Here is a 19,895-nt window from a genome sequence, read left to right as displayed (position 1 = left end):
CCGCCCGCAAGAAAAACACAACGAAGGGGCGGGCATGGTTTCCGAACCGAGACGAAACGCGGTGTCGACGCTGGTCGAGCCGGAGCGCCGCGTCGAGGTGCTGGGCGAGTACGAGGTGGTGGTTCTCGGCGGTGGCCCCGCCGGCATCGCCGCCGCCGTCGCCGCCGCGCAAGCGGGCCGCACGACGATCCTGATCGAGCGCTACGGCTTCCTCGGCGGCATGGGCACGGCCGCCGGCGTCACCAATTTCTGCGGACTGCACGCCACCGTGCACGGCGAGATGCGCACTGTCGTGCACGGCGTCGCCGACGCCCTGCTCGACCGCATCGACCGGCTGGGCGGCCTCAACGCGCCGCACAAGGTGATGAACCGAATCATGGCGCAGGCCTACGACGTCTCGGCCTACAAGGCCGCGGCCGACGACCTCCTGCTGTCGCACGGGGTCCATCTGCTGTTCCATGCGGTCGGGGCGGGCGTCGTGATGGCGGCGGACGGCGTCGTCGACGCCCTCCTGGTCGAGACCAAGTCGGGCCGCCGGGCCATCCGGGGCGGGGTGTTCGTCGACGCCTCGGGCGACGGCGATCTCGCCGCCTGGGCGGGCGCGCCGTTCGAGAAGGGCGACGGTCGCGGCAATCTGCTGTTCCCGTCGATGATGTTCCGGGTCAACGGCGTCGACCCGGCACGCGCCGGCGACATCTGGCGCGAGGTCGACCGCCTGATGCAGGAGGCCGAGGCGCGCGGCGAGTTCCGGTTCCCGCGCAAGGGCGCGGTGCTGCGGCCGCAGAAGCGCGCCATCGAGTGGCGCGTCAACATCACACAGCAGCGCAATCCGGACGGCTCCGCGGTCGACGGGACCGACGCCGCGAGCCTGAGCCACGGCGAGATCGAGGGCCGCCGCCAGGCCTTCGAGATCCTGCGGTTCCTGCGCACGCTGCCCGGCTTCGAGGACTGCTACATCGTCGAGATCGGACCGCAGGTCGGCATCCGCGAGACGCGCCGGATCGTCGGCGACTATCAGCTCTCCGAGTCCGACGTGCTCGACGCGGCGAGCTTCGCCGACACGGTGGGAGTCAACGGCTGGCCCGTCGAGGCACATCTCGACGGCGCCGTCGTCTACCGCTGGCACAGCGATCCGCAGGGGCGAGGCTTCAACCACCTGCCCTACCGGATGATCCTGCCGAAGGGCGTCGACAACCTCCTCGTCGCCGGCCGCTGCGCCTCGATGACCCACGAGGGACAGTCGGCCGCGCGGGTGACCGGCGCCTGTTTCGTGATGGGCCAGGCGGCCGGCACGGCCGCGGCCCTGGCGCTCGACCGCGCCGTGGCGCCGCGCGACCTCGCGGTCGCGCAACTGCAGCGGCGCCTGGAAGCGGACGGCGCCTATCTCGGCACACAGTGGTGAGGATTTCTCGATGACGGATTCGATCCTGCAGGGCGCGGTCGCGGCGCCCGCGAAGCCGGCGGCACGCTGGGGCGTGCTGTTCGTCGCCTGGTTCTCGTTCCTGCTGACCTTCGTCGACCGCCTCGCCTGGGGCAACGTCGCCATCGAGGTCGGCCACGGGCTGTCGCTGCCGCTGGCGGCGCTCGGCGTCTTCGTCACGGCCTTCTATGTCGGCTACGTCGTCTCCAACGCCATCGGCGGCGTCGCCTGCGATCGCCTCGGCCCGCGTGCCACCCTGACGGTCACGCTGGTGGCGCTCGCGGCGTCGACATTCCTGTTCAGCTTCACCGCGTCGGTCGCCTGGGGCCTCGCGGCCCAGGCCGTCATGGGCCTGTCGGCCGGCGCCAACCCAACCGCCTGCGTCAAGCTGATGATGATGTGGTTCGGCAAGCTCGAGCGCGGCCGCGCGATGGGCCTGCTCACCTCGGCGACATCGCTCGGCGTGGTGGTCGCCAACGCCACGGTCCCGACCCTGACGGCGCTGTTCGGCTGGCAGGGCGTCTACCGCATGCTCGGGCTGGTGACGCTCTCCGGCGCGGTCCTCGCCTGGATCGTGCTCGGCCGCCGTCCGCCCGCCCTCGAGGACGGCCCCAAGGCGGGCGCCGAAACCTCGATCCGGGACCTCGTGGCGAACCGCAACCTGCTTCTGCTCGCCGCCGCCGGCTTCGGCGCCATGTGGGGCACCTGGGGATTCGCGTTCTGGGCCAACGCGCTGATGATCCGCGGCTACCACGTCTCGGCCATCGAGGCCGGCGCGATCGTGTCGATGTTCGGCATCGGCGCCGTGTTCGCCAAGCCGCTGATCGGACTGCTGTCGGACTGGCTCGGCGGCGACCGGAAGAAGCCGCTGGTGATCGGCTGCTTCCTCGGCTTCTCGGTGGTCCTGATCCTGTTCGGCCATGCCGACAGCATCGTCCTGTTCCGCTGGCTGGCGCCCTTCCTCGGAGTGTTCGCCTTCGTGTACACGCCGCTGATGTTCGCGCTGATCGGCGAGGCGGCCGGCGTCGCCCGGGCCGGCGCCGCGACCGGCTTCACCAACGCGATCTGGCAGATCGGCAGCGTCATCGTGCCGAGCGTGGTCGGGCTGCTGTACCAGGCGAGCAGCTCGTTCACGGTCGCCTTCCTGGCGCTCGCGGTCGGCCCGTTCCTGGCCGCCGTGTGCATGCTGTTCGTGACCGAAGCGCACGCGGAGCCGCGGTCGCCCGCCTGAGCGGCCGGCCGGCCGCGCAGCTAGCCCGCCCGCGCGGCCGGCCAGTGGGCCATCACGGCGTCGCCGATCATCCAGGCGCCGATGGCCAGGAACACCACGCCGATCGCCTTGGAGAAGCGGGTCGTCACGGCGATCTTCTCGGCCCCCATGACGATGCCGAGCAGCGCCATCCAGACCACGTTCATCACCCCGACCGCGAACATCACCAGCATCATGGCCCAGCAGCAGCCGAGGCAGAGCAGCCCCTGCCGCATGCCGAGCCGGACGACGCCGCCGGCCCGGCTGGTCCAGTGCAGCAGGAAGAACGGGAACGGCCGCTGGCAGCGCGTCACGCAGGCGTATTTCAGCGGCGAGAACTGGTAGACCCCGGCCCCGACGAACACGGCGCCGGAGAACAGCGGGCTCGCCGAGGCCATGGCCGGATCGAGGAGGGCGAGGCGGGCGAGGCCGGCCTGGAGAGCGGCGGCGACCAGCGCGAAGGCGAGCCACACCCCGGCATAGCCGACGATCAGGGCGACCGGCGACACGGTCGGCTCGCCGCGGCGCGCCGCCGTGGCGGCGATCTCGGCATAGGAGAGGATCATCGGGCCGGCGGTCGGCAGCATCATGGCGAGCGCCATGGCGGCCCACATGCCGGCCAGCGTCGCCAGCTCGGCCAGACCGACGCCCGCCTGCTGGCCGAAGCTCGGGCTGCAGATCGCCTCGGCCAGCGCCTTGGCGAAGCCGTCGAGCGGCACGCCGCCGCCGAGGAGGTCGAACAGGCCCATGCCGGGCCCCATCGCGGCGACCGAGCCCGCCCCGGCCATCCCGGCCACCATCAGCCCGAGATAGAGCCAGCCGAGGCCGGCCAGCACCACCAGGCAGGCGAGCGCGACCACCACCGGGCGGGCGAGCAGCGGCACCTCGGGCGGGCCGCTCGGCGGGTCGACGAGGTCGGAGCGATGCGGGGTGTCGGTCATGATCGGGCTCGGGGCCGGCCGGGCCGGCGGCTGCGGGGGATCGCCACACATCGTCCATAGCGCATTCGACCGGGCCGCGCATGCGGGCGGCTGCGGACCCGGCCGGCTCGCGCCGCTCGACGCGCGCCGGATCGCCCGACCGGCGCCGGGCCGGCGCTCAGGCGACCAGGGCGGCGAAGGCCCGTGCCGCCATACTTTGATACCGCTCGCGGTGACGCAGCAGGTGGAAGTCGCGCATCGGCAGCGCGAAGGGCGCGCGCACCAGCTGGCCGGACCGCAGCCCGGGCGCGGCGACCAGCTCGGAGACGACCGTGACGCCGCCGCCCGCCTCGACGGCAGCCCGCACCGCCTCGTTCGACGGCAGCTCCAGGGCGACCCGCAGCCGGCCCGGATCGACGCCGGCGGCGCGCAGCGCCTCCTCGAACTCCGAGCGGGTGCCGGAGCCCGGCTCGCGCAGGATCACGTCGGCATCGAGCAGGTCGGCCGGCGCGATCGCGGCGCGGTCGGCGAAGGCATGGCCGGGCGGCACCACCAGGATCAGCCGGTCGCCCGGGAACGGCCGGTCACTCAGCGCCGGCACGTCGATGGCGCCCTCGACCAGGCCGACATCGGCGTCGCCGTCGACCACGGCGGCGGCGACCTGCGCCGTGTTGCCGACCACCAGCCGGACCGCGACCTGGGGGTGGGCACGGCGGAACTCCACCAGCCGGGCCGGCAGCCAGTAGCCGGCGATGGTCTGGCTCGCCGCGACGGTCAGGCTGCCGCGGGCGAGGCCGGAGGTCTCGGCGAGCGCCAGCTCGGCGGCGGCGGCCCGCGCCAGCACGGCCCTCGCCTCGGGCAGGAAGACGCGGCCCGCCTCGGTCAGCTCGATGCGCCGCCCGACCCGGTGGAACAGCACCGTGGCGTGGCGGGCCTCGAGCGCCGCGACGGCGGCGCTGACCGCCGACTGGACGAGGCCGAGCGCCTCGGCGGCGCGGGTCATGTGCTGGCGCTCGGCGACGGCGACGAAGATGCGCAGCTGCTCCAGCGTCACGGCCGCCTCCAACAGGCGGCCCGGCGGCCCCGGCCGGTCAGCCGAGGATTTCGACCAGCCCCAGGCTGAACACCGCGATGAAGGCGGTGGCGGCGGCGCCGAGCAGGAGCGGCCGCAGGCCCTTGGCGGCGAGCTTGCGGATGTCGGTCTCCAGCCCCATGGCGGCGAGCGCCACGGTCAGCAGCACCGTGGTGGCGAGCACGATCCAGCCGCGCACGTCCGGATCGACGGCGATCACGCTGTTCAGCCCGCACAGCGCCAGGAACCCGAACACGAACCACGGGACCGGCGGGCGCGCCCTCGCCCCGCCCTGCTCCGTCGCGCCCTGCTCCGCCCGGCCCGACGCGGCCGCGGCCCGCGTCGTCCAGACGCCGAGCAGCAGCACCACGGGCGCCAGCATCATGACCCGGGACAGCTTGGCGATGGTGCCGACATGGCCGGCCTCGCCGCCCGCCTGGAACGCCGCCGCCACCACCTGGGCGATCTCGTGGATCGAGGCGCCGGCCCACAGGCCGTACGCGCGCGGGCCGAGATGCAGCAGCTCCGGCAGCAGCGGATACAGCACCATGGCGAGCGAGCCGAACAGGGTGACGCAGGCGACCGCGTAGGCGACGTCCTCGTCGCTCGCCCGGGTCGCCGTGTTGGCGGCGACCACGGCCGAGGCCCCGCAGATCGAGGTGCCGGCCGCCACCAGCCGGGCGAGCCCCGGCTCGACGCCGAGCCGGCGCCCCAGCCATTCGGTGAACAGGAAGGTCGCGGTGAGCGTCGCCACAAGCACGGCGGCGCTCGACCAGCCGAGCTCGACGATGTCGGCCGCGGTCAGCTGCAGGCCGAGCAGCACGATGGCGAAGCGCAGCACCCGCCGCATCGCGAAGCCGAGCCCCGGCTGGGCCGCCGCCGGCGTCCCGACCAGGTTGCGCACCGCGATGCCGATGACGATCGCCAGGATCATCGGGCTGAGCACCGCTACGCCCGGCAGGGTGCGCAGCGCCAGGGCGAGCGCCGCGACCCCGCCGGCGAGGGCGAGCCCGGGCCAGAGGCCGCGGAGCAGTCCGGGTCGGGTGGTCGCAGGGCATGGAACGGGGGCCGGAACGGTGTCTGGGGTGGTCTCTCGAACGGGCGGCATCGGCCTCTCCTCGGCTGTCGGGCCAGAGAAGCCGCACCGCATCCGTTCGATCCAACAAGTTATTTCGCTCGTATCGATCTGTAAATCAGATTGATTACGAGCCCGCGACGTCGGCGCCCTTCGACCGGGCCGGCGGATCGACTAAGACGGTCGCGGTCCCCGTTCGTCGGGAGCCGGGGACGAAGGGACGACGCGATGGTGGACGACGGGGCAAAGGCGACGGCGTGCGACGTGGTGGTGGTCGGTGGCGGACCGGCCGGGCTGATGGCGGCCGTGGCGATCGCCTCGACCGGGGCCGCCACCGTGCTGGTCGCCGGCCGGCCTGTGGCGCGCGACAACCGGACGACGGCGCTGCTCGCCGGCTCGGTCGACGCGCTGACGGCGCTCGGCGTGTGGGACGGCTGCCGGGAGGCCGCCGCGCCGCTGCGCGCCATGCGGATCGTCGACGACACCGGCCGCCTGTGGCGCGCCCCCGAGGTGCGGTTCGAGGCGCACGAGATCGGGCTCGACGCGTTCGGCTGGAACATCGCCAACCGCGACCTCGTCGCCGCCCTGGAGGCGCGGGCGGCCGGGTTCGCCAACCTCGCCGTGATCCGCGACGACGCCGCCGCGGTGGCGATCGGCGCCGACGCCGTGACGGTCTCGGTCGCCGACGGCCGCACCGTCCGGGCGCGGCTCGCGATCGGCGCGGACGGCCGGCGGTCGCCGGTGCGGGAGGCCGCCGGGATCGCCACCCGGGGCTGGCGCTACCCCCAGACGGCGCTCACCTTCAACCTGAGCACGTCTCGCGATCACCACGACATCTCGACCGAATTTCATTCGCCCGAGGGCCCGTTCACGCTCGTGCCGCTGCCTGGGCGGCGGGTCAGCGTGGTGTGCGTCGTGTCGCCCGCCGAGGCCGAGCGGCTGCAGGCGCTCGACGGCCCGGCGCTCGACGCCGAGATGGAGCGGCGCTCCCATTCGATCCTCGGACGGGTGACGGTCGAGCCCGGCCGCGGCGCCTTCCCGCTCGCCGCCGAGACGGCCCGGACGCTCGGCGCGGACCGGGTGGTGCTGGTCGGCGAGGCCGGCCACGTGGTGCCGCCGATCGGCGCCCAGGGCCTCAATCTCGGCTTTCGCGATGCGGCGACGATCGCCGAGCTGGTCGCCGACGCCCGCCGCGACGGCCGCGACCCGGGCGGGCCGGAGGTCACGTCCGACTACGACCGGCGCCGCCGCACCGACGTCACCAGCCGGACGCTGGCCGTCGACCTCCTCAACCGCAGCCTGCTGAGCGACCTGCTGCCGGTGCAGGGCGTCCGCGGCGCCGGCCTGTGGCTGCTCGCCCGCCTCGGCCCGCTGCGCCGCCTGGTGATGCGCGAAGGCGTCGCCCCGGCGCTGGCCGAGCCGAAGCTCCTGCGCGGAGAGCCGCTGGGATAGCAGCTTGGAAAGGGTCATTCCGGGGCACCGCGCAGCGGCGAACCCGGAATCCAGCCGCGATCTCGGAGCGCGGGGCTGGATTCCGGGCCCGCGCTTTCAGCGCGCCCCGGAATGACCAGGCCCCCTACCCCCAGAAGCTCACCGGCACCCGGTGGGTCTTGATCAGCCACAGCACCGCCGTGACGGTGAACACCGAGACGACGATCCCGTACATCACAAGGCTCGACGCCTCGGCCACCCAGGTGTCGTACTGGCGGGCCAGCACGAAGATCGACAGGGCGGTCGGCAGCGCCGCGAGCAGCACGGCCGTGTAGACCCAGGTCTCGGCGAACGGACCGAGCAGCGACAGGATCGCCAGCACGATCAGGGGGTGGACCAGGAGCTTCACCACGATGGCGATCGGCATCTCGGCCGAGACGGCGTCGACCGGGCGCATCGCCACGGTGACGCCCAGCGCGAACAGCGCGCAGGGCGCCGCGGCGTTCTGCAGGAACTGCAGCAGGCGGTCGAGCGCCACCGGGGGCCGGACCTCCAGGGCCGCCGCGGCGACCCCGAGCACGCTCGCGATGATGAAGGGATGCAGGGCGATCCGGCGCAGCACCAGCCGCAGGGTCGCCAGCGCCCCGGCCCCGCCGCCGCGCGACAGCGCCATCAGGAACGGGGCGAGCGAGAAGACCAGCAGCGTATCGAAGCAAAAGATCAGCGCGACCGGCGCCGCCGCCTCGGTGCCGAGCGCCGACACGGCGAGCCCCGGCCCCATGTAGCCGACGTTCCCGAACGAGCCGGCGAGCCCGATGATGGTCGCCTCGCGCAGCCCCCGCCGCAGCAGGGTCGCCACCCCGAAGCTGATCAGGAAGGCCGCGAAGGTGGCGAGCGTGGTGCCGAGGATGAAGGAGACCTGGCCGAGCTGGTCGGCCGGGGTCTCCGACAGGACCCGGAAGAACAGCGACGGCAGGGCCACGTAGATGACGAAGAAGTCCATCCAGGCGAGGCCGGCGTCCGGGATGCGGGCGAAGCGCCCGCAGCCCATGCCGAGGAAGATCAGCCCGAAGAACGGCAGTGCGAGGTTGAGGACGTCGATCATGCGGCGGTCACGTGGCGGTCGGCACTCGGGGTGGCGCGTCGAGGCGGGCGCGGGACGCCGGCTCGACGAAGGTCATACGATGCCGCCGGCCCGTCCGGCTTGGCGGACGGCGCGGCTTCCTCTAGGCTGGTCGGGCGATCACGCGTCCTACTTAGAGCATTTCCCGGCGACCGGCGCAGCGGCAGGCCGCGCAGGCATCCCATGCAGAACGTTGCGGCGCGCCCGGCCCCCGGTGTCGCGCGCCGGCGTCCCCAGCGGTCCAACGGCGGAACAGGATCGATGAAGCTTCCTCGCAACTTCTACAAGCCGCTCGCGATCGGTGCCCCGGCGCCCTGCCGCGAGCTCCCGGTGCGGCTCGAGCGGATGATCCACTTCGTGCCGCCCCATATCGAGAAGCTGCGGGCCAAGGTCCGCGAGCTGACCGGCCAGGTCGACGTCGTGCTCGGCAATCTCGAGGACGCGATCCCGGCCGACTGCAAGGAGGAGGCCCGCCGCGGCTTCATCGAGATGGCGCGGGAGAGCGACTTCGGCTCGACCGGGCTGTGGGTGCGGATCAACGCGCTGAACTCGCCCTGGGTGCTGGACGACCTCCTGGAGATCGTCGAGGCGGTCGGCTACAAGCTCGACGTGGTGATGATCCCCAAGGTCGAGGGGCCGTGGGACATCCACTATCTCGACCAGCTGCTGGCCCAGCTGGAGGCCCGCTACGGGCTGCGCAAGCCGATCTTCATCCACGCCATCCTGGAGACCCCCGAGGGGGTCAACAATGTCGAGCGGATCGCCACCGCGTCGCCGCGCATGCACGGCATGAGCCTCGGCCCGGCCGATCTCGCCGCCTCGCGGGCGATGAAGACGACCCGGGTCGGCGGCGGCCATCCCGAGTACAAGGTGCTGGCCGACGCGACTCCCGACGGCGGCCCGCGCACGGCGTTCCAGCAGGACCTCTGGCACTACACCCTCGCCCGCATGGTCGATGCCTGCGCGGCGGCCGGCATCAAGGCCTTCTACGGCCCGTTCGGCGACTTCTCCGACCCGGAGGCCTGCGAGGCGCAGTTCCGCAACGCCTTCCTGCTCGGCTGCGCCGGGGCGTGGTCGCTGCATCCGAGCCAGATCGACATCGCCAAGCGGGTGTTCTCGCCCGATCCGGCCGAGGTGAAGCTCGCCCACAAGATCCTCGACGCCATGCCGGACGGCACCGGCGCCGTGATGATCGACGGCAAGATGCAGGACGACGCCACCTGGAAGCAGGCCAAGGTGGTCCACGACCTCGCCCGCCTGGTCGCCGCCAAGGATCCGGAGATGGCGTCGCGCTACGGCATGTGAGCGTGTCCCGGACGGCAAGGCCCAGGCCGGGCCGTCCGGACGGAACCCAGGGCTGCACCCGGAGAAGGCCCGGGACCCTGTTCGCCGGCTGAGGCTTGCGCTATTTTCGCAAAATGATGAAGACGCGCGTCGGAAAGTACATGATCGGACAGGTCGTTCGGCACCGGATCTATCCGTTCCGGGGCGTGATCTTCGACGTCGACCCGGTCTTCGCCAACACCGACGAGTGGTACGAGGCGATTCCGGAGGACGTGCGGCCGAGCAAGGACCAGCCGTTCTACCACCTGTTCGCCGAGAACGCCGAGACCGAGTACATCGCCTATGTGTCGGAGCAGAACCTGCTGCCCGACGACTCGGGCGAGCCGGTGCGCCACCCGCAGGTCTCCGAGGTGTTCGAGCGCGGCGAGGACGGCTCCTACCGCCGCCGCTTCGAGGTGCTGAACTGACGGCGAGGCGCTGACCCCGGCGAGAGCCCGCGGAGCGGCTCAGGCCTGCGCGCGGATGCGGCCGGCCGCGGCGGCGCTGTCGAACGGCGCCGCCAGGAGATCGTCGAGACCGATCGCGGCGGTCCGCGGCAGGGTCGCCACCGCCTCGGCCAGCGGCGTGCCCTCGTGGGTCAGTGCCAGCTGCTCGAGGGCCGAGCGCCACAGCGCGTCGAGGTCGATCCGCTGCCGCATGGACGGGGCGTAGCGACGACGCATGTCGGCGTGAAACCCGGCGATCTCGACCCGCCAACACCGCGCGGCCGCGGCTTCCGGCTCCACAGCCAATATCATGAGATGAAAGAAGATCCGGCGGATCAAGCTCTTGACTGCGGCGAGCTCGGACCGTCCCACGCTCTCGATCTCCTCGGCGACGTTCTCGGTGTCGAGCGCGTTCGGGAGGTCGCGGCGGCGGCCGAGGGCACGGATCAGCTCCGCCTGCTGCTCGGACCACAGCAGGATGTCGTCGTCGTAGAGGGTGCGCGCCGCATCGGCGTGTGCGCGGGGCGTGGAGTCGTGGCTCATGCCTGCTCCGCCGGCGGGCCGGTCCCCGTCCGGGCCGCCCCATCCTATCAGAGGCGAGGGAGCCCGGCACGCCGGTGCCCGCTCCTGCCGGCGCGAGCTCCTGCCTGCGCGGCAGGCTACTCCTCGCCGCGGGCCATCACCGGAGCGGCCCAGACCGGGACGGCCGGCGCTTCCGGCGTGCCGGTGAGGTGCGGCACGAAGGCTTCGAGGTCGTAGGGCTTGCCGGGCCGCACGAGCGTGACCGGGCCGGCGAGGTCGGGCGCCAGGACGGCGCCGAGGCGCACCACTGGCGCCGGTCCGAAGCGGGCGGTCGGCGGCCCCACCTCGGACCAGCCGGGCGCCGCGATGTCGCCGGCGGCGGCCGGCATCACGGACAGGGCGAGCAGTGCGGCGGCGGCGAACAGCGTCGGTCGCGTCGGGGACGAGGACATCGGCACGCTCCGGGTCGATCGAGGATCCGCCCGATCCTAGCCGCCGGCGGCGCCGGCGCCCGAATCACGTGTTCGTGTGGCGGCGCAGACGCGCGGCACACCGAGGCTAGTCAAGGGCTTACCGAATCTTCTTCAGAAGATGCCCAGGGCGTTGAGGAGATGGCGCACCGGGCCCGTGCCGGTCTGGGTGGCCATCAGGCACTGCTCGCGCTGCTGCCGGGCGGCGGCATCGGCGGCGTAGTCGGTGCCGGGCACGTGGCAGAGCCCCTGGGCGTTGGTGGCTCGGTAGCTCTCCAGCTCGACGATGGTGCCGGCGAAGGTCCAGGTGAGGATCGCCAGCAGCGCCACCAGGACGGCGAGAACGTGCTTCATGCGCTAATTCCTGTGCAATGCCGCGCTATCAGGGGGCGTCATTCCGGACCGGCGCACCGCGCCGGATCCGGAATCCAGCCACGAAGACACACTCTGCCGCTGGATTCCGGGTTCGCGCCTTTGGCGCGCCCCGGAATGACGGCACGCCCAAGAGGCCATCACACAAGCCGGCTCTGCTCGACCGCCGCCCCGACGAAGGAGGCGAACAGCGGGTGGGGCGCGAAGGGACGCGACTTCAGCTCGGGATGGAACTGGACGCCGATGAACCAGGGATGGTCGACATATTCGACGATCTCGGGCAGCAGGCCGTCCGGCGACATGCCGCAGAACCGCATGCCGTGCTGCTCCAGCCGGTCCTTGTAGGCGGTGTTGACCTCGTAGCGGTGGCGGTGGCGCTCGGAGATCTCGGTCGCGCCGTAGATCGTGGCGACCTTGCTGCCGCGGGCGACCTCGGCCGCGTAGGCGCCGAGCCGCATGGTGCCGCCGAGATTGCCGCCCTGGGCGCGGATCTCCAGCTCGTTGCCGCGCAGCCACTCGGTCATCAGGCCGACCACCGGCTCCGAGGTCTCGCCGAACTCGGTCGAGTTCGCCTCGGCGATGCCGCACAGGTTGCGGGCCGCCTCGACGACCGCCATCTGCATGCCGAAGCAGATGCCGAAATACGGCACCTTGCGCTCGCGGGCGAACTGGGCCGCCCGGATCTTGCCCTCGGCGCCGCGCTGGCCGAAGCCGCCCGGCACCAGGATCCCGTGGACGTGCTCCAGGAACGGCGCCGGGTCCTCGCGCTCGAACACCTCGCTCTCGATCCAATCGAGATTGACCCGCACCTTGTTGGCGACGCCGCCGTGGGTGAGCGCCTCGATCAGCGACTTGTAGGCATCCTTCATGCCCGTGTACTTGCCGACGATGGCGATCGTCACGTCGCCTTCCGGGTTGCGGATGCGCTCGTTGATGAAGCGCCAGCGCGCCAGATCCGGCTCGCCCTCGGCCGGCAGCCCGAAGGCGTGCAGCACCTCGGCGTCCAGCCCGGCCTCGTGATAGGCCTCCGGCACCGCGTAGATCGAGTTGGCGTCGCGCGCCTCGATCACGGCGCTCTCGCGGACGTTGCAGAACAGACCGAGCTTGCGCCGCTCCTCCTTGGGAATCGGCCGGTCGGTGCGGCACAGCAGGATGTCGGGCTGGATGCCGATCGAGCGCAGCTCCTTCACCGAGTGCTGGGTCGGCTTGGTCTTCAGCTCGCCGGCGGACGGGATGTAGGGCAGCAGCGTCAGGTGGATGTAGATCGCCTGGCCGCGCGGCAGCTCGATGCCGAACTGGCGGATCGCCTCGAAGAACGGCAGGCCCTCGATGTCGCCGACCGTGCCGCCGATCTCGACCAGCACGAAGTCGTAGCCGTCGTTGCCGTCGCGGATGAAGTCCTTGATGGCGTTGGTGACGTGCGGGATCACCTGGATGGTGGCGCCGAGATAGTCGCCGCGCCGCTCCTTGGCGAGGATCTCCTGGTAGATGCGGCCCGTGGTGATGTTGTCCTGGCGGGTCGCCGGGCGGCCCGTGAAGCGCTCGTAATGGCCGAGGTCGAGGTCGGTCTCGGCGCCGTCGTCGGTGACGAAGACCTCGCCGTGCTGATACGGCGACATCGTCCCGGGATCGACGTTGAGATAGGGGTCGAGCTTGCGCAGCCGGACCGAGTAGCCACGCGCCTGCAGGAGGGCGCCGAGCGCCGCCGAGGCGAGACCTTTGCCGAGGGAGGAGACCACGCCGCCGGTGATGAAGATGTACCGCGTCATGGGGCTCAACCTCTAGCCTCGCTGGAACGATTCGACGAGAACTTTGCGCGCAGGGCTGACCCGCCGAACCGCGCGCAGGGCGGCACGGCCGCGTTTTTCACGCCATCTCGCAATGGCTTGTCTCCAGATCCTCGGGCGCCGGGCGAACGCCGCCCGGCGGTGGATGACGCGATGGTGAAGAGACGGTCGCGGCAGCCCGGGCGACGGCGCGGGCGGCCCGTCCTCACTGCGAGCGCGGGACCTCGGGACCCGACGGCGCGGCGGGTGCGGCCGGAGCCGCCGGGGCGCCGGGCGCGGCCGGGGCCGCGGGCTGGTTGCGCTGGAGCTGGTCGAGCACGCCGCCGCCGGTGCCGAGCGGCGTCGGGGCGCCGGGGCTCGGGGCGGACGGACCGGTCTGGGCCGGGATCACCGTGGTCGGGCGCTGCGACAGGCCGGCCAGCACCGAGAGGAGCAGGCTGGTGACGAAGAACGCCGCCGCCAGGATGGCGGTCGCCCGGGTGAGCGCGTTGCCGGAGCCGCGGTTGCTCATGAAGCCGCCGCCCCCGCCGATGCCGAGCGCGCCGCCCTCGGAACGCTGCAGCAGCACGAGCCCGATCATGGCGAGCACGATCATCAGGTGGACGACGATGACGACGGTCTGCATGGAACGTTCCGCTGAAACGACAGGTAAGCGCGACGACTGTGAAAACCCGGGCACCCGCCCCGGCGCACCCCGCGCCACGGTGCGGCGCGCGAGCCGACCGGCGACATATGGGGGCGGCGCGCCGCGTCTACACGATCCCGGCGCGCTTTTCCACCCGGAAGGGCGAGAATCTGGGCAGGGCCACGTGCGTTCGCCCTGCCGAGGCGGGAAACAAGAGCGGCCGCGCCGCTCACGCGCGGGCGGTCATGCGCGGGCTCGACCCGCGCATCCATCGAATTGCGCAGAAGCCGTTTGTTCGCAACGAGATGGGTCGCCGGGCCGGGCCCGGCGACGCCGTCGTGACGACCCTACTTGTACGCCGCAGCGATCGCCAGGAAGTCGCTCGCCTTGAGGCTGGCGCCGCCGACCAGGGCGCCGTCCACGTTCGCGACCGCCATCAGCTCGGCGGCGTTGGACGGCTTCACCGACCCGCCGTAGAGCACCCGCACGCCCTCCCCCTCGGCGCCGAAGCGCTCGACCAGGCGGTCGCGGATGAAGCCGTGCGCCTCGGCGACGTCGGCCGGGGTCGGGGTCAGGCCGGTGCCGATCGCCCAGACCGGCTCGTAGGCGACGACGAGGCTGGCGGCGGTGCATCCGTCCGGCAGCGAGCCGGCGAGCTGGACGCCCAGCACCTCCAGCGTCTTGCCGGCCAGGCGCTCGTCCTTGGTCTCGCCGATGCAGACGATCGCCAGGAGCCCGGCCCGCCAGGCGGCCTGCGCCTTGGCCCGCACCTCGGCGTCGCTCTCCTTGTGATAGGTGCGCCGCTCCGAATGGCCGACGATCACGGCCGTCGCCCCGGCGTCGGCCAGCATCTCGGCCGAGACGTCGCCCGTGAAGGCGCCCGAGGCCTCGGCGTGGCAGTCCTGCGCCCCGATGGCGACCTTGGTGCCGATCGCCACGGCGGCCGCCGTGAACACCAGCGGGGCCGGCGGGCAGATCAGCAGATCGGTGTTGCGCCACAGCCCGCCCTGCCCCTGCGCGATCAGCCCGATCTCGCCGAGGGAGGCCCGCAGCCCGTTCATCTTCCAGTTGCCCGCCACCAGCGGGCGCCGCACAGCCGCCATCGATGTCCTCGCGATGCTCGGATGCCCCGGCTTCCGAGCGGCCGGCGCCGCGCGCCGGGCGGCCCGACCGGGGCCTCTCCGGTCCCCGGCGTTATGCCACGATCGTACCGCGGGTGCGACAAAATCCGTCGTCGGACAGTCCCTTCGGCGACGTTGCGGGGGGGAGGCGCCCCCCCTATGATGCGCGCCGCCGCCGGGCGGCCGACCACGTCGGCCGCGGCGGCCCATTCCCCCTCGCGCGCCGCCGGACGAGCCGGCGGGCGGCGCGGCCGATCGACGGGGGCTCGCTTCCTCGACCCGAATCGCGGATGTCGCGTGCGGATGTCGCGTGAAGGCGCCCCAAACCACTGCGAACAGGACACATGCTCCGCGGATTGCGTAAGGCCTCATCCAACTGGCTCGGCAAGGTCGTCATGGCGGCCGTGGTCGGGTTCCTGGTCATCAGCTTCGCGGTGTGGGGCATCGGCGACATCTTCCGCGGCTTCGGCGTGTCGACGGTCGCGACCATCGGCGGCAGCGAGATCACGATCGAGCAGTTCCGGCAGTTCTACAACGACCGGCTGCAGCAGTACGGCCGCCAGCTCGGCCGTCCGATCTCGGCCGACCAGGCGCGTGCCGCCGGCCTCGACCGCCAGATCCTCTCCACCCTGATCGCCGAGGCCGTGCTCGACGAGCGGGCCCGCCAGCTCGGGCTCGGCGTCTCCGACGAGGAGGTGGTGCGCCATGTCATGCAGGACCCGGCGTTCCGCGGCGTCAACGGCCAGTTCGACCAGCAGCGCTTCGCCTACCTGATCCGCCAGGCCGGCTACACCGAGCAGCGCTTCATCGCCGAGCAGCGCCGGGTCACGCTGCGCCGCCAGCTCGCCGGCACGGTGGGCGGCGAGGTGACGGCGCCGGTGGCGACCGCCGAGGTGGTGAACCGGTTCGAGAACGAGGAGCGCTTCATCGACTACGTGGTGCTCGACGCCGCCCATGCGGGCGAGATGCCGGCGCCGACGCCGGACCAGCTCCGGTCCTATTACGACGAGCGCAAGTTCCTGTTCCGCGCCCCGGAATACCGCAAGGTCATGCTGCTCGAGGTGTCGCCCGAGCAGCTCGCCGCCACCGTCGAGGTGAGCGACGAGGATGCCCGCAAGGCCTACGAGGCGCGCAAGACCCGGTGGGAGACCCCCGAGAAGCGCCAGGTCCAGCAGATCTCCTTCCCCACTCCGGAGGAGGCCAAGGCGGCGCAGGAGAAGCTCGCCGGCGGCACCACCTTCGAGGCGCTGGCGGCCGAGCGCAACGTCGCCCCGGCCGACCTCGACCTCGGCCTGGTGGCCAAGGCCGAGATGCTCGACCCCGCCATCGCCGAGGCGGCCTTCGGCCTGCCCGAGGGCGGCGTCAGCGCCCCGGTGACGGGCCGCTTCACCACGGCGATCCTGCGGGTCACCAAGGTCGAGCCCGGCCGCACCACGCCGTTCGCCGACGTCGAGGCGCAGATCAAGAAGGAGATCGCGCTCGACCGCGCCAAGGCGTCGCTCGCCGAGCTGCGCGACAAGGTCGAGGACGAGCTCGCCGCCGGCAGCCGCCTCGACGAGATCGGCGCCAAGCTGAAGCTGCCGGTGCGCATCATCGAGGCGGTCGACCGCTCCGGCCGCGCCCCCGACGGCGCGACCGTGGCGCTGCCCAAGGACATCGACGTGCTCGGCCCGGCCTTCTCCACCCAGGTCGGCCTGGAGAACGAGGCGCTGTCGGTCCCGGGCGGCGGCTATCTCTGGTACGAGGTCGCCGGCGTCACGCCGTCGCGCGAGCGGACCTTCGACGAGGTCAAGGACCGGGTCGAGGAGCGCTGGCGCAGCGACGAGATCGCCAAGCGGCTCGCCGCCAAGGCCGAGGAGATCGCCGGCAAGCTGAAGGCCGGCGGCTGGTTCGCCGAGATCGCCAGCCAGGACGGCCTCAAGGTCGAGACCGCGCCGGCGCTCAAGCGGCGCACCCGCGGCACCCTGCCGGCCGACGTGATCGAGCAGGTGTTCAAGACGCCGAAGGACGGCGTCGGGACGGCGTCCGGGGCGACCCCGACGGACCGCATCGTGTTCAAGGTGACGGACGTCCGCCCGCCGCCCTTCGACCCGGCCGGCGCCGAGGCCAAGCGGCTGCTCGACCAGCTCCGCAACGCCTATGCGGACGACGTGATGGCGCAATACGTCGCCCGGCTCCAGAACGAGCTGAAGGTCAGGATCAACCAGACGGCGCTGGCCCAGGCGGTCGGACGGGGCTCCGCCGAGCAGTAGCGCTTCGGCGCGAGCGTAGCGTGTCATGCAGATCGAACCGCAGGCGGAAGCCTTCGTCGACGCCTATGGGCGCGGCATCGCCCAGGTCGTCTCCACCACCCTGGTGGCCGACCTCGAGACCCCGGTCTCGGCCTTCCTCAAGGTGGCGGACGGGAAGCCGTCGAGCTTCCTGCTCGAGTCGGTCGAGGGCGGCGCCGTGCGGGGCCGCTACTCGATCATCGGGCTCGAGCCCGACCTGGTCTTCCGGGTCCGCGACGGCAAGGCCGAGATCGTCCGGCCGGTGCGCGGCCAGGCCGACACGGTGGCGCCCTGCCCCGAGCCGCCGCTTTCGGCGCTGCGCCGCCTGATCGCCGACAGCCGGATCGTGCTGCCCGACACGCTGCCGCCGATGGCGGCCGGCGTGTTCGGGTATCTGGGCTACGACATGGTGCGGCAGATGGAGGAGCTCGGGGCCGCCAATCCGGACCCGATCGGCATCCCGGACGCCGTGCTGGTTCGGCCCACCATCGTCATCGTGTTCGACGCGGTGAAGGACACCATCACGGTGGTGACGCCGGTGCGGCCGGATCCCGCCGTGCCGGCCCGGGTCGCCCATGCCCGTGCGGTCGAGCGGCTCACCGCCGTGGTCGACGCCCTCGACCGGCCGCTGCTCAAGGAGCCGGCGGCCGACCTCGCCGAGGCGCTCGATCAGCCCCCGGTGTCCAACACCACGCCGGACGCGTATGCCGAGATGGTGCGGCGGGCCAAGGAGTACATCGCCGCCGGCGACATCTTCCAGGTGGTGCTGGCGCAGCGCTTCTCGACGCCGTTCGCGCTGCCGCCCTTCGCCCTCTATCGCGCGCTGCGGCGGGTCAATCCGGCGCCGTTCCTGTTCTTCCTCGACTTCGGCGGCTACGCCGTGGTCGGCTCGAGCCCGGAGATCCTGGTGCGGGTGCGCAACGACACCGTGACGATCCGCCCGATCGCCGGGACGCGGCCGCGCGGCGCCACCCCGCACGAGGACAAGGCGCTGGAGGAGGAGCTGCTCGCCGACCCGAAGGAATGCGCCGAGCACCTGATGCTGCTCGACCTCGGACGCAACGACGTCGGCCGGGTGGCGGCGATCGGCACCGTGACGGTGACGGACCAGTTCTTCATCGAGCGCTACAGCCAGGTGATGCACATCGTCTCCAACGTCGAGGGGAGGCTCGCCTCCTCGAACGACGCCCTCGATGCCCTGGCGGCGGGCTTTCCGGCCGGCACGGTGTCGGGCGCGCCGAAGGTGCGGGCCATGCAGATCATCGACGAGCTGGAGACGGAGAAGCGCGGCCTGTATGCCGGCTGCGTCGGCTACTTCTCGGCCGACGGCGAGATGGATTCGTGCATCGTGCTGCGCACCGCGCTGGTGAAGGACGGCACCATGTACGTCCAGGCCGGCGCCGGCATCGTAGCGGATTCCAACCCGGCCGCCGAGCAGCAGGAATGCGTCAACAAGGCCAAGGCCCTGTTCCGCGCCGCCGAGGAGGCCCGCCGGTTCGCCAGCGCGGCGAAGCGGGGGCAGTAGCGCGGCGGGTCCCCGGCAGCCGGGCTCCGGATCATCCAAAAGGCGAAATCGGTTTCGACAACTCCGACCTAACCCGTTGAATTAGCCCAGCTCGCCGTCCGGGCTCATGGCTGCCATCGCGACGAGACCGTTGCCGGGGCGGAGCCGGGCCGGTAGGACACCCGCCGATTTCGTCCGCGCAACTCCGGAGCTCGTCGTGCAGGTCGCAAAGTGGGGTGACAGCCTGGCGGTCCGCCTTCCCAAGGAGGTGGTGGAGGCGCTCGGGCTGGCGGAAGGCGACTCGGTCGAGATCCGGGTCGCCGGGCCGGGCACCTTCGAGATCGCCAGCGCGCCGACCGTCGAGGACATCCTGGCCCAGATGCGCCGGTTCCACGGCGGCGTGCCGGGCGACGGCACCGCGGACGCCGGGGACGACGACGCACAGGGCCGGCTGTTCTAGCCGCCCGGCACCCCGGCGCGCCTTGACCCCCTTCGGCAGCGCGGTCTAAGACGCCCTTCGGGGGGCCGGTGGGCGTCATGATCGTGCTGATCGACAACTACGACAGCTTCACGTTCAACCTCGTCCACTATCTCGGCGGGCTGGGCGCGGACGTGGTCGTCCACCGCAACGACAAGGTGACGGCCGACGCGGTGCTGGCCGCCGAGCCGGAGGCGATCGTGCTGTCGCCGGGCCCTTGCACCCCCAACGAGGCCGGCATCTGCCTGGAGCTGATCGACAGGGCGTCGGCGACCGTGCCGATGCTCGGCGTCTGCCTCGGCCACCAGGCGATGGGCCAGGCCTTCGGCGGCACCGTCGTCCGGGCGCCCGTGCCGGTGCACGGCAAGCTCTCCGAGATGAGCCACGAGGGCCAGGGCCTGTTCCGCGGCATCAACGGCCCGTTCCGGGCGACCCGCTACCACTCGCTGGTGGTCGACCGCGCCACCCTGCCCGACGATCTCGCCGTGACGGCCGAGACCGACCGGCTGATCATGGCGATGCAGCACAAGACCCGTCCCGTGCACGGGGTGCAGTTTCATCCCGAGAGCATCAAGTCCGAGCACGGCCATCTCATCCTGAAGAATTTTCTCGATCTCGCCCGCGCCTGGAACGAGGCGACGGGCCGGGCCGAGGGACGCGCCGCGTCCCGGCCGCAGTGAGGCTTCC

Annotated in this window: 19 protein-coding genes; 9 read left to right on the top strand and 10 right to left on the bottom strand. The window is 72.2% G+C overall.

The annotated features are described in order from the left end of the window. Nucleotides 1-34: 34 nt before the first annotated feature. Both J2S22_RS21195 and J2S22_RS21190 read left to right on the top strand, forming a co-directional pair. Nucleotides 35-1,402 (top strand): FAD-dependent oxidoreductase, encoded by a 1,368-nt coding sequence (locus tag J2S22_RS21195; RefSeq protein WP_272777296.1) that lies wholly within the window; start codon nucleotides 35-37, stop codon nucleotides 1,400-1,402. A gap of 10 nt (nucleotides 1,403-1,412) precedes the next feature. Next, on the top strand, nucleotides 1,413-2,651 hold the full coding sequence (locus J2S22_RS21190) for an MFS transporter (protein WP_272777295.1): 1,239 nt from the start codon (nucleotides 1,413-1,415) through the stop codon (nucleotides 2,649-2,651). Nucleotides 2,652-2,671: 20 nt separating this feature from the next. On the opposite strand, the gene J2S22_RS21185 is transcribed toward J2S22_RS21190, so the two are convergent. From J2S22_RS21185 to J2S22_RS21175, 3 genes are all read right to left on the bottom strand, one after another. Continuing rightward, the gene (locus J2S22_RS21185) at nucleotides 2,672-3,610 is read right to left on the bottom strand and encodes a DUF2182 domain-containing protein (RefSeq protein ID WP_272777294.1); all 939 of its coding nucleotides are present in this window, start codon (nucleotides 3,608-3,610) and stop codon (nucleotides 2,672-2,674) included. Between the two features lie 157 nt (nucleotides 3,611-3,767). Continuing rightward, nucleotides 3,768-4,643: a LysR family transcriptional regulator gene (locus tag J2S22_RS21180; protein WP_272777293.1), complete on the bottom strand. Its 876-nt coding sequence runs from the start codon at nucleotides 4,641-4,643 to the stop codon at nucleotides 3,768-3,770. A 37-nt stretch (nucleotides 4,644-4,680) separates the two neighbouring features. Next, on the bottom strand, nucleotides 4,681-5,769 hold the full coding sequence (locus J2S22_RS21175) for a YeiH family protein (protein WP_272777291.1): 1,089 nt from the start codon (nucleotides 5,767-5,769) through the stop codon (nucleotides 4,681-4,683). Nucleotides 5,770-5,964: 195 nt separating this feature from the next. On the opposite strand from J2S22_RS21175, the gene J2S22_RS21170 reads away from it, so the two are divergent. Beyond that, nucleotides 5,965-7,188 (top strand): UbiH/UbiF family hydroxylase, encoded by a 1,224-nt coding sequence (locus J2S22_RS21170; protein ID WP_272777290.1) that lies wholly within the window; start codon nucleotides 5,965-5,967, stop codon nucleotides 7,186-7,188. 124 nt (nucleotides 7,189-7,312) lie between these two features. On the opposite strand, the gene J2S22_RS21165 is transcribed toward J2S22_RS21170, so the two are convergent. Next, complete coding sequence (locus J2S22_RS21165) at nucleotides 7,313-8,272, bottom strand: AEC family transporter (protein ID WP_272777289.1); 960 nt, start codon at nucleotides 8,270-8,272, stop codon at nucleotides 7,313-7,315. A gap of 279 nt (nucleotides 8,273-8,551) precedes the next feature. On the opposite strand from J2S22_RS21165, the gene J2S22_RS21160 reads away from it, so the two are divergent. Together J2S22_RS21160 and hspQ are read left to right on the top strand one after the other, a co-directional pair. Continuing rightward, nucleotides 8,552-9,595, top strand: a complete 1,044-nt coding sequence (locus tag J2S22_RS21160) for an HpcH/HpaI aldolase/citrate lyase family protein (protein WP_272777288.1) — start codon at nucleotides 8,552-8,554, stop codon at nucleotides 9,593-9,595. A gap of 116 nt (nucleotides 9,596-9,711) precedes the next feature. Further along, entirely contained in the window at nucleotides 9,712-10,041 is a 330-nt protein-coding gene (gene hspQ / locus J2S22_RS21155; protein WP_370878231.1) for a heat shock protein HspQ, read from the top strand. A 39-nt stretch (nucleotides 10,042-10,080) separates the two neighbouring features. Here the strand turns inward: hspQ and J2S22_RS21150 are convergent, their stop codons facing one another. The 6 genes from J2S22_RS21150 to tpiA form a co-directional block, all read right to left on the bottom strand. Next, the gene (locus J2S22_RS21150) at nucleotides 10,081-10,602 is read right to left on the bottom strand and encodes a DUF29 domain-containing protein (RefSeq protein ID WP_272777286.1); all 522 of its coding nucleotides are present in this window, start codon (nucleotides 10,600-10,602) and stop codon (nucleotides 10,081-10,083) included. Between the two features lie 116 nt (nucleotides 10,603-10,718). Beyond that, on the bottom strand, nucleotides 10,719-11,033 hold the full coding sequence (locus J2S22_RS21145; protein ID WP_272777285.1) for a hypothetical protein: 315 nt from the start codon (nucleotides 11,031-11,033) through the stop codon (nucleotides 10,719-10,721). A gap of 132 nt (nucleotides 11,034-11,165) precedes the next feature. Further along, a complete protein-coding gene (locus J2S22_RS21140) occupies nucleotides 11,166-11,405 on the bottom strand; it encodes a hypothetical protein (protein WP_272777284.1) in 240 nt (79 codons plus the stop codon). A gap of 158 nt (nucleotides 11,406-11,563) precedes the next feature. After that, a complete protein-coding gene (gene pyrG / locus J2S22_RS21135) occupies nucleotides 11,564-13,192 on the bottom strand; it encodes a CTP synthase (protein ID WP_272777283.1) in 1,629 nt (542 codons plus the stop codon). Nucleotides 13,193-13,415: 223 nt separating this feature from the next. After that, complete coding sequence (gene secG / locus J2S22_RS21130) at nucleotides 13,416-13,835, bottom strand: preprotein translocase subunit SecG (RefSeq protein WP_272777282.1); 420 nt, start codon at nucleotides 13,833-13,835, stop codon at nucleotides 13,416-13,418. Nucleotides 13,836-14,182: 347 nt separating this feature from the next. Further along, nucleotides 14,183-14,938: a triose-phosphate isomerase gene (gene tpiA / locus J2S22_RS21125; protein WP_272777281.1), complete on the bottom strand. Its 756-nt coding sequence runs from the start codon at nucleotides 14,936-14,938 to the stop codon at nucleotides 14,183-14,185. A gap of 374 nt (nucleotides 14,939-15,312) precedes the next feature. On the opposite strand from tpiA, the gene J2S22_RS21120 reads away from it, so the two are divergent. The 4 genes from J2S22_RS21120 to J2S22_RS21105 all read left to right on the top strand — a co-directional run bounded on the left by J2S22_RS21120 (nucleotide 15,313) and on the right by J2S22_RS21105 (nucleotide 19,888). Beyond that, nucleotides 15,313-17,208, top strand: coding sequence for a peptidylprolyl isomerase (locus J2S22_RS21120; protein WP_307155868.1), 1,896 nt, complete (start codon nucleotides 15,313-15,315; stop codon nucleotides 17,206-17,208). Between the two features lie 25 nt (nucleotides 17,209-17,233). Further along, the gene (gene trpE, locus J2S22_RS21115; protein WP_272777279.1) at nucleotides 17,234-18,751 is read left to right on the top strand and encodes an anthranilate synthase component I; all 1,518 of its coding nucleotides are present in this window, start codon (nucleotides 17,234-17,236) and stop codon (nucleotides 18,749-18,751) included. 196 nt (nucleotides 18,752-18,947) lie between these two features. After that, nucleotides 18,948-19,190 carry an AbrB/MazE/SpoVT family DNA-binding domain-containing protein gene (locus J2S22_RS21110; protein ID WP_272777278.1) on the top strand — a complete coding sequence of 81 codons (243 nt, stop codon included), beginning with the start codon at nucleotides 18,948-18,950 and terminating at the stop codon, nucleotides 19,188-19,190. 77 nt (nucleotides 19,191-19,267) lie between these two features. Continuing rightward, nucleotides 19,268-19,888, top strand: a complete 621-nt coding sequence (locus tag J2S22_RS21105; protein WP_272777277.1) for an anthranilate synthase component II — start codon at nucleotides 19,268-19,270, stop codon at nucleotides 19,886-19,888. Nucleotides 19,889-19,895: the final 7 nt, after the last annotated feature.

The sequence above is a fragment of the Rhodoplanes tepidamans genome, assembly GCF_030813915.1.
GTDB classification, from domain to species: Bacteria; Pseudomonadota; Alphaproteobacteria; order Rhizobiales; family Xanthobacteraceae; genus Rhodoplanes; species Rhodoplanes tepidamans.
Note: the sequence above shows the minus strand (reverse complement) of the source record. Positions and strands in the feature narration are given on the sequence as shown.

Bases quoted from the DNA above. Each gene is read 5' to 3' on its own strand.
- J2S22_RS21145 (WP_272777285.1), bottom strand. From the start codon at position 11,033: ATGTCCTCGTCCCCGACGCGACCGACGCTGTTCGCCGCCGCCGCACTG.
- J2S22_RS21140 (WP_272777284.1), bottom strand. From the start codon at position 11,405: ATGAAGCACGTTCTCGCCGTCCTGGTGGCGCTGCTGGCGATCCTCACC.
- hspQ (WP_370878231.1), top strand. From the start codon at position 9,712: ATGAAGACGCGCGTCGGAAAGTACATGATCGGACAGGTCGTTCGGCAC.
- J2S22_RS21105 (WP_272777277.1), top strand. From the start codon at position 19,268: ATGATCGTGCTGATCGACAACTACGACAGCTTCACGTTCAACCTCGTC.
- J2S22_RS21160 (WP_272777288.1), top strand. From the start codon at position 8,552: ATGAAGCTTCCTCGCAACTTCTACAAGCCGCTCGCGATCGGTGCCCCG.
- J2S22_RS21150 (WP_272777286.1), bottom strand. From the start codon at position 10,602: ATGAGCCACGACTCCACGCCCCGCGCACACGCCGATGCGGCGCGCACC.
- J2S22_RS21175 (WP_272777291.1), bottom strand. From the start codon at position 5,769: ATGCCGCCCGTTCGAGAGACCACCCCAGACACCGTTCCGGCCCCCGTT.
- J2S22_RS21185 (WP_272777294.1), bottom strand. From the start codon at position 3,610: ATGACCGACACCCCGCATCGCTCCGACCTCGTCGACCCGCCGAGCGGC.
- J2S22_RS21190 (WP_272777295.1), top strand. From the start codon at position 1,413: ATGACGGATTCGATCCTGCAGGGCGCGGTCGCGGCGCCCGCGAAGCCG.
- J2S22_RS21165 (WP_272777289.1), bottom strand. From the start codon at position 8,272: ATGATCGACGTCCTCAACCTCGCACTGCCGTTCTTCGGGCTGATCTTC.
- trpE (WP_272777279.1), top strand. From the start codon at position 17,234: ATGCAGATCGAACCGCAGGCGGAAGCCTTCGTCGACGCCTATGGGCGC.
- secG (WP_272777282.1), bottom strand. From the start codon at position 13,835: ATGCAGACCGTCGTCATCGTCGTCCACCTGATGATCGTGCTCGCCATG.
- tpiA (WP_272777281.1), bottom strand. From the start codon at position 14,938: ATGGCGGCTGTGCGGCGCCCGCTGGTGGCGGGCAACTGGAAGATGAAC.
- J2S22_RS21195 (WP_272777296.1), top strand. From the start codon at position 35: ATGGTTTCCGAACCGAGACGAAACGCGGTGTCGACGCTGGTCGAGCCG.
- pyrG (WP_272777283.1), bottom strand. From the start codon at position 13,192: ATGACGCGGTACATCTTCATCACCGGCGGCGTGGTCTCCTCCCTCGGC.
- J2S22_RS21170 (WP_272777290.1), top strand. From the start codon at position 5,965: ATGGTGGACGACGGGGCAAAGGCGACGGCGTGCGACGTGGTGGTGGTC.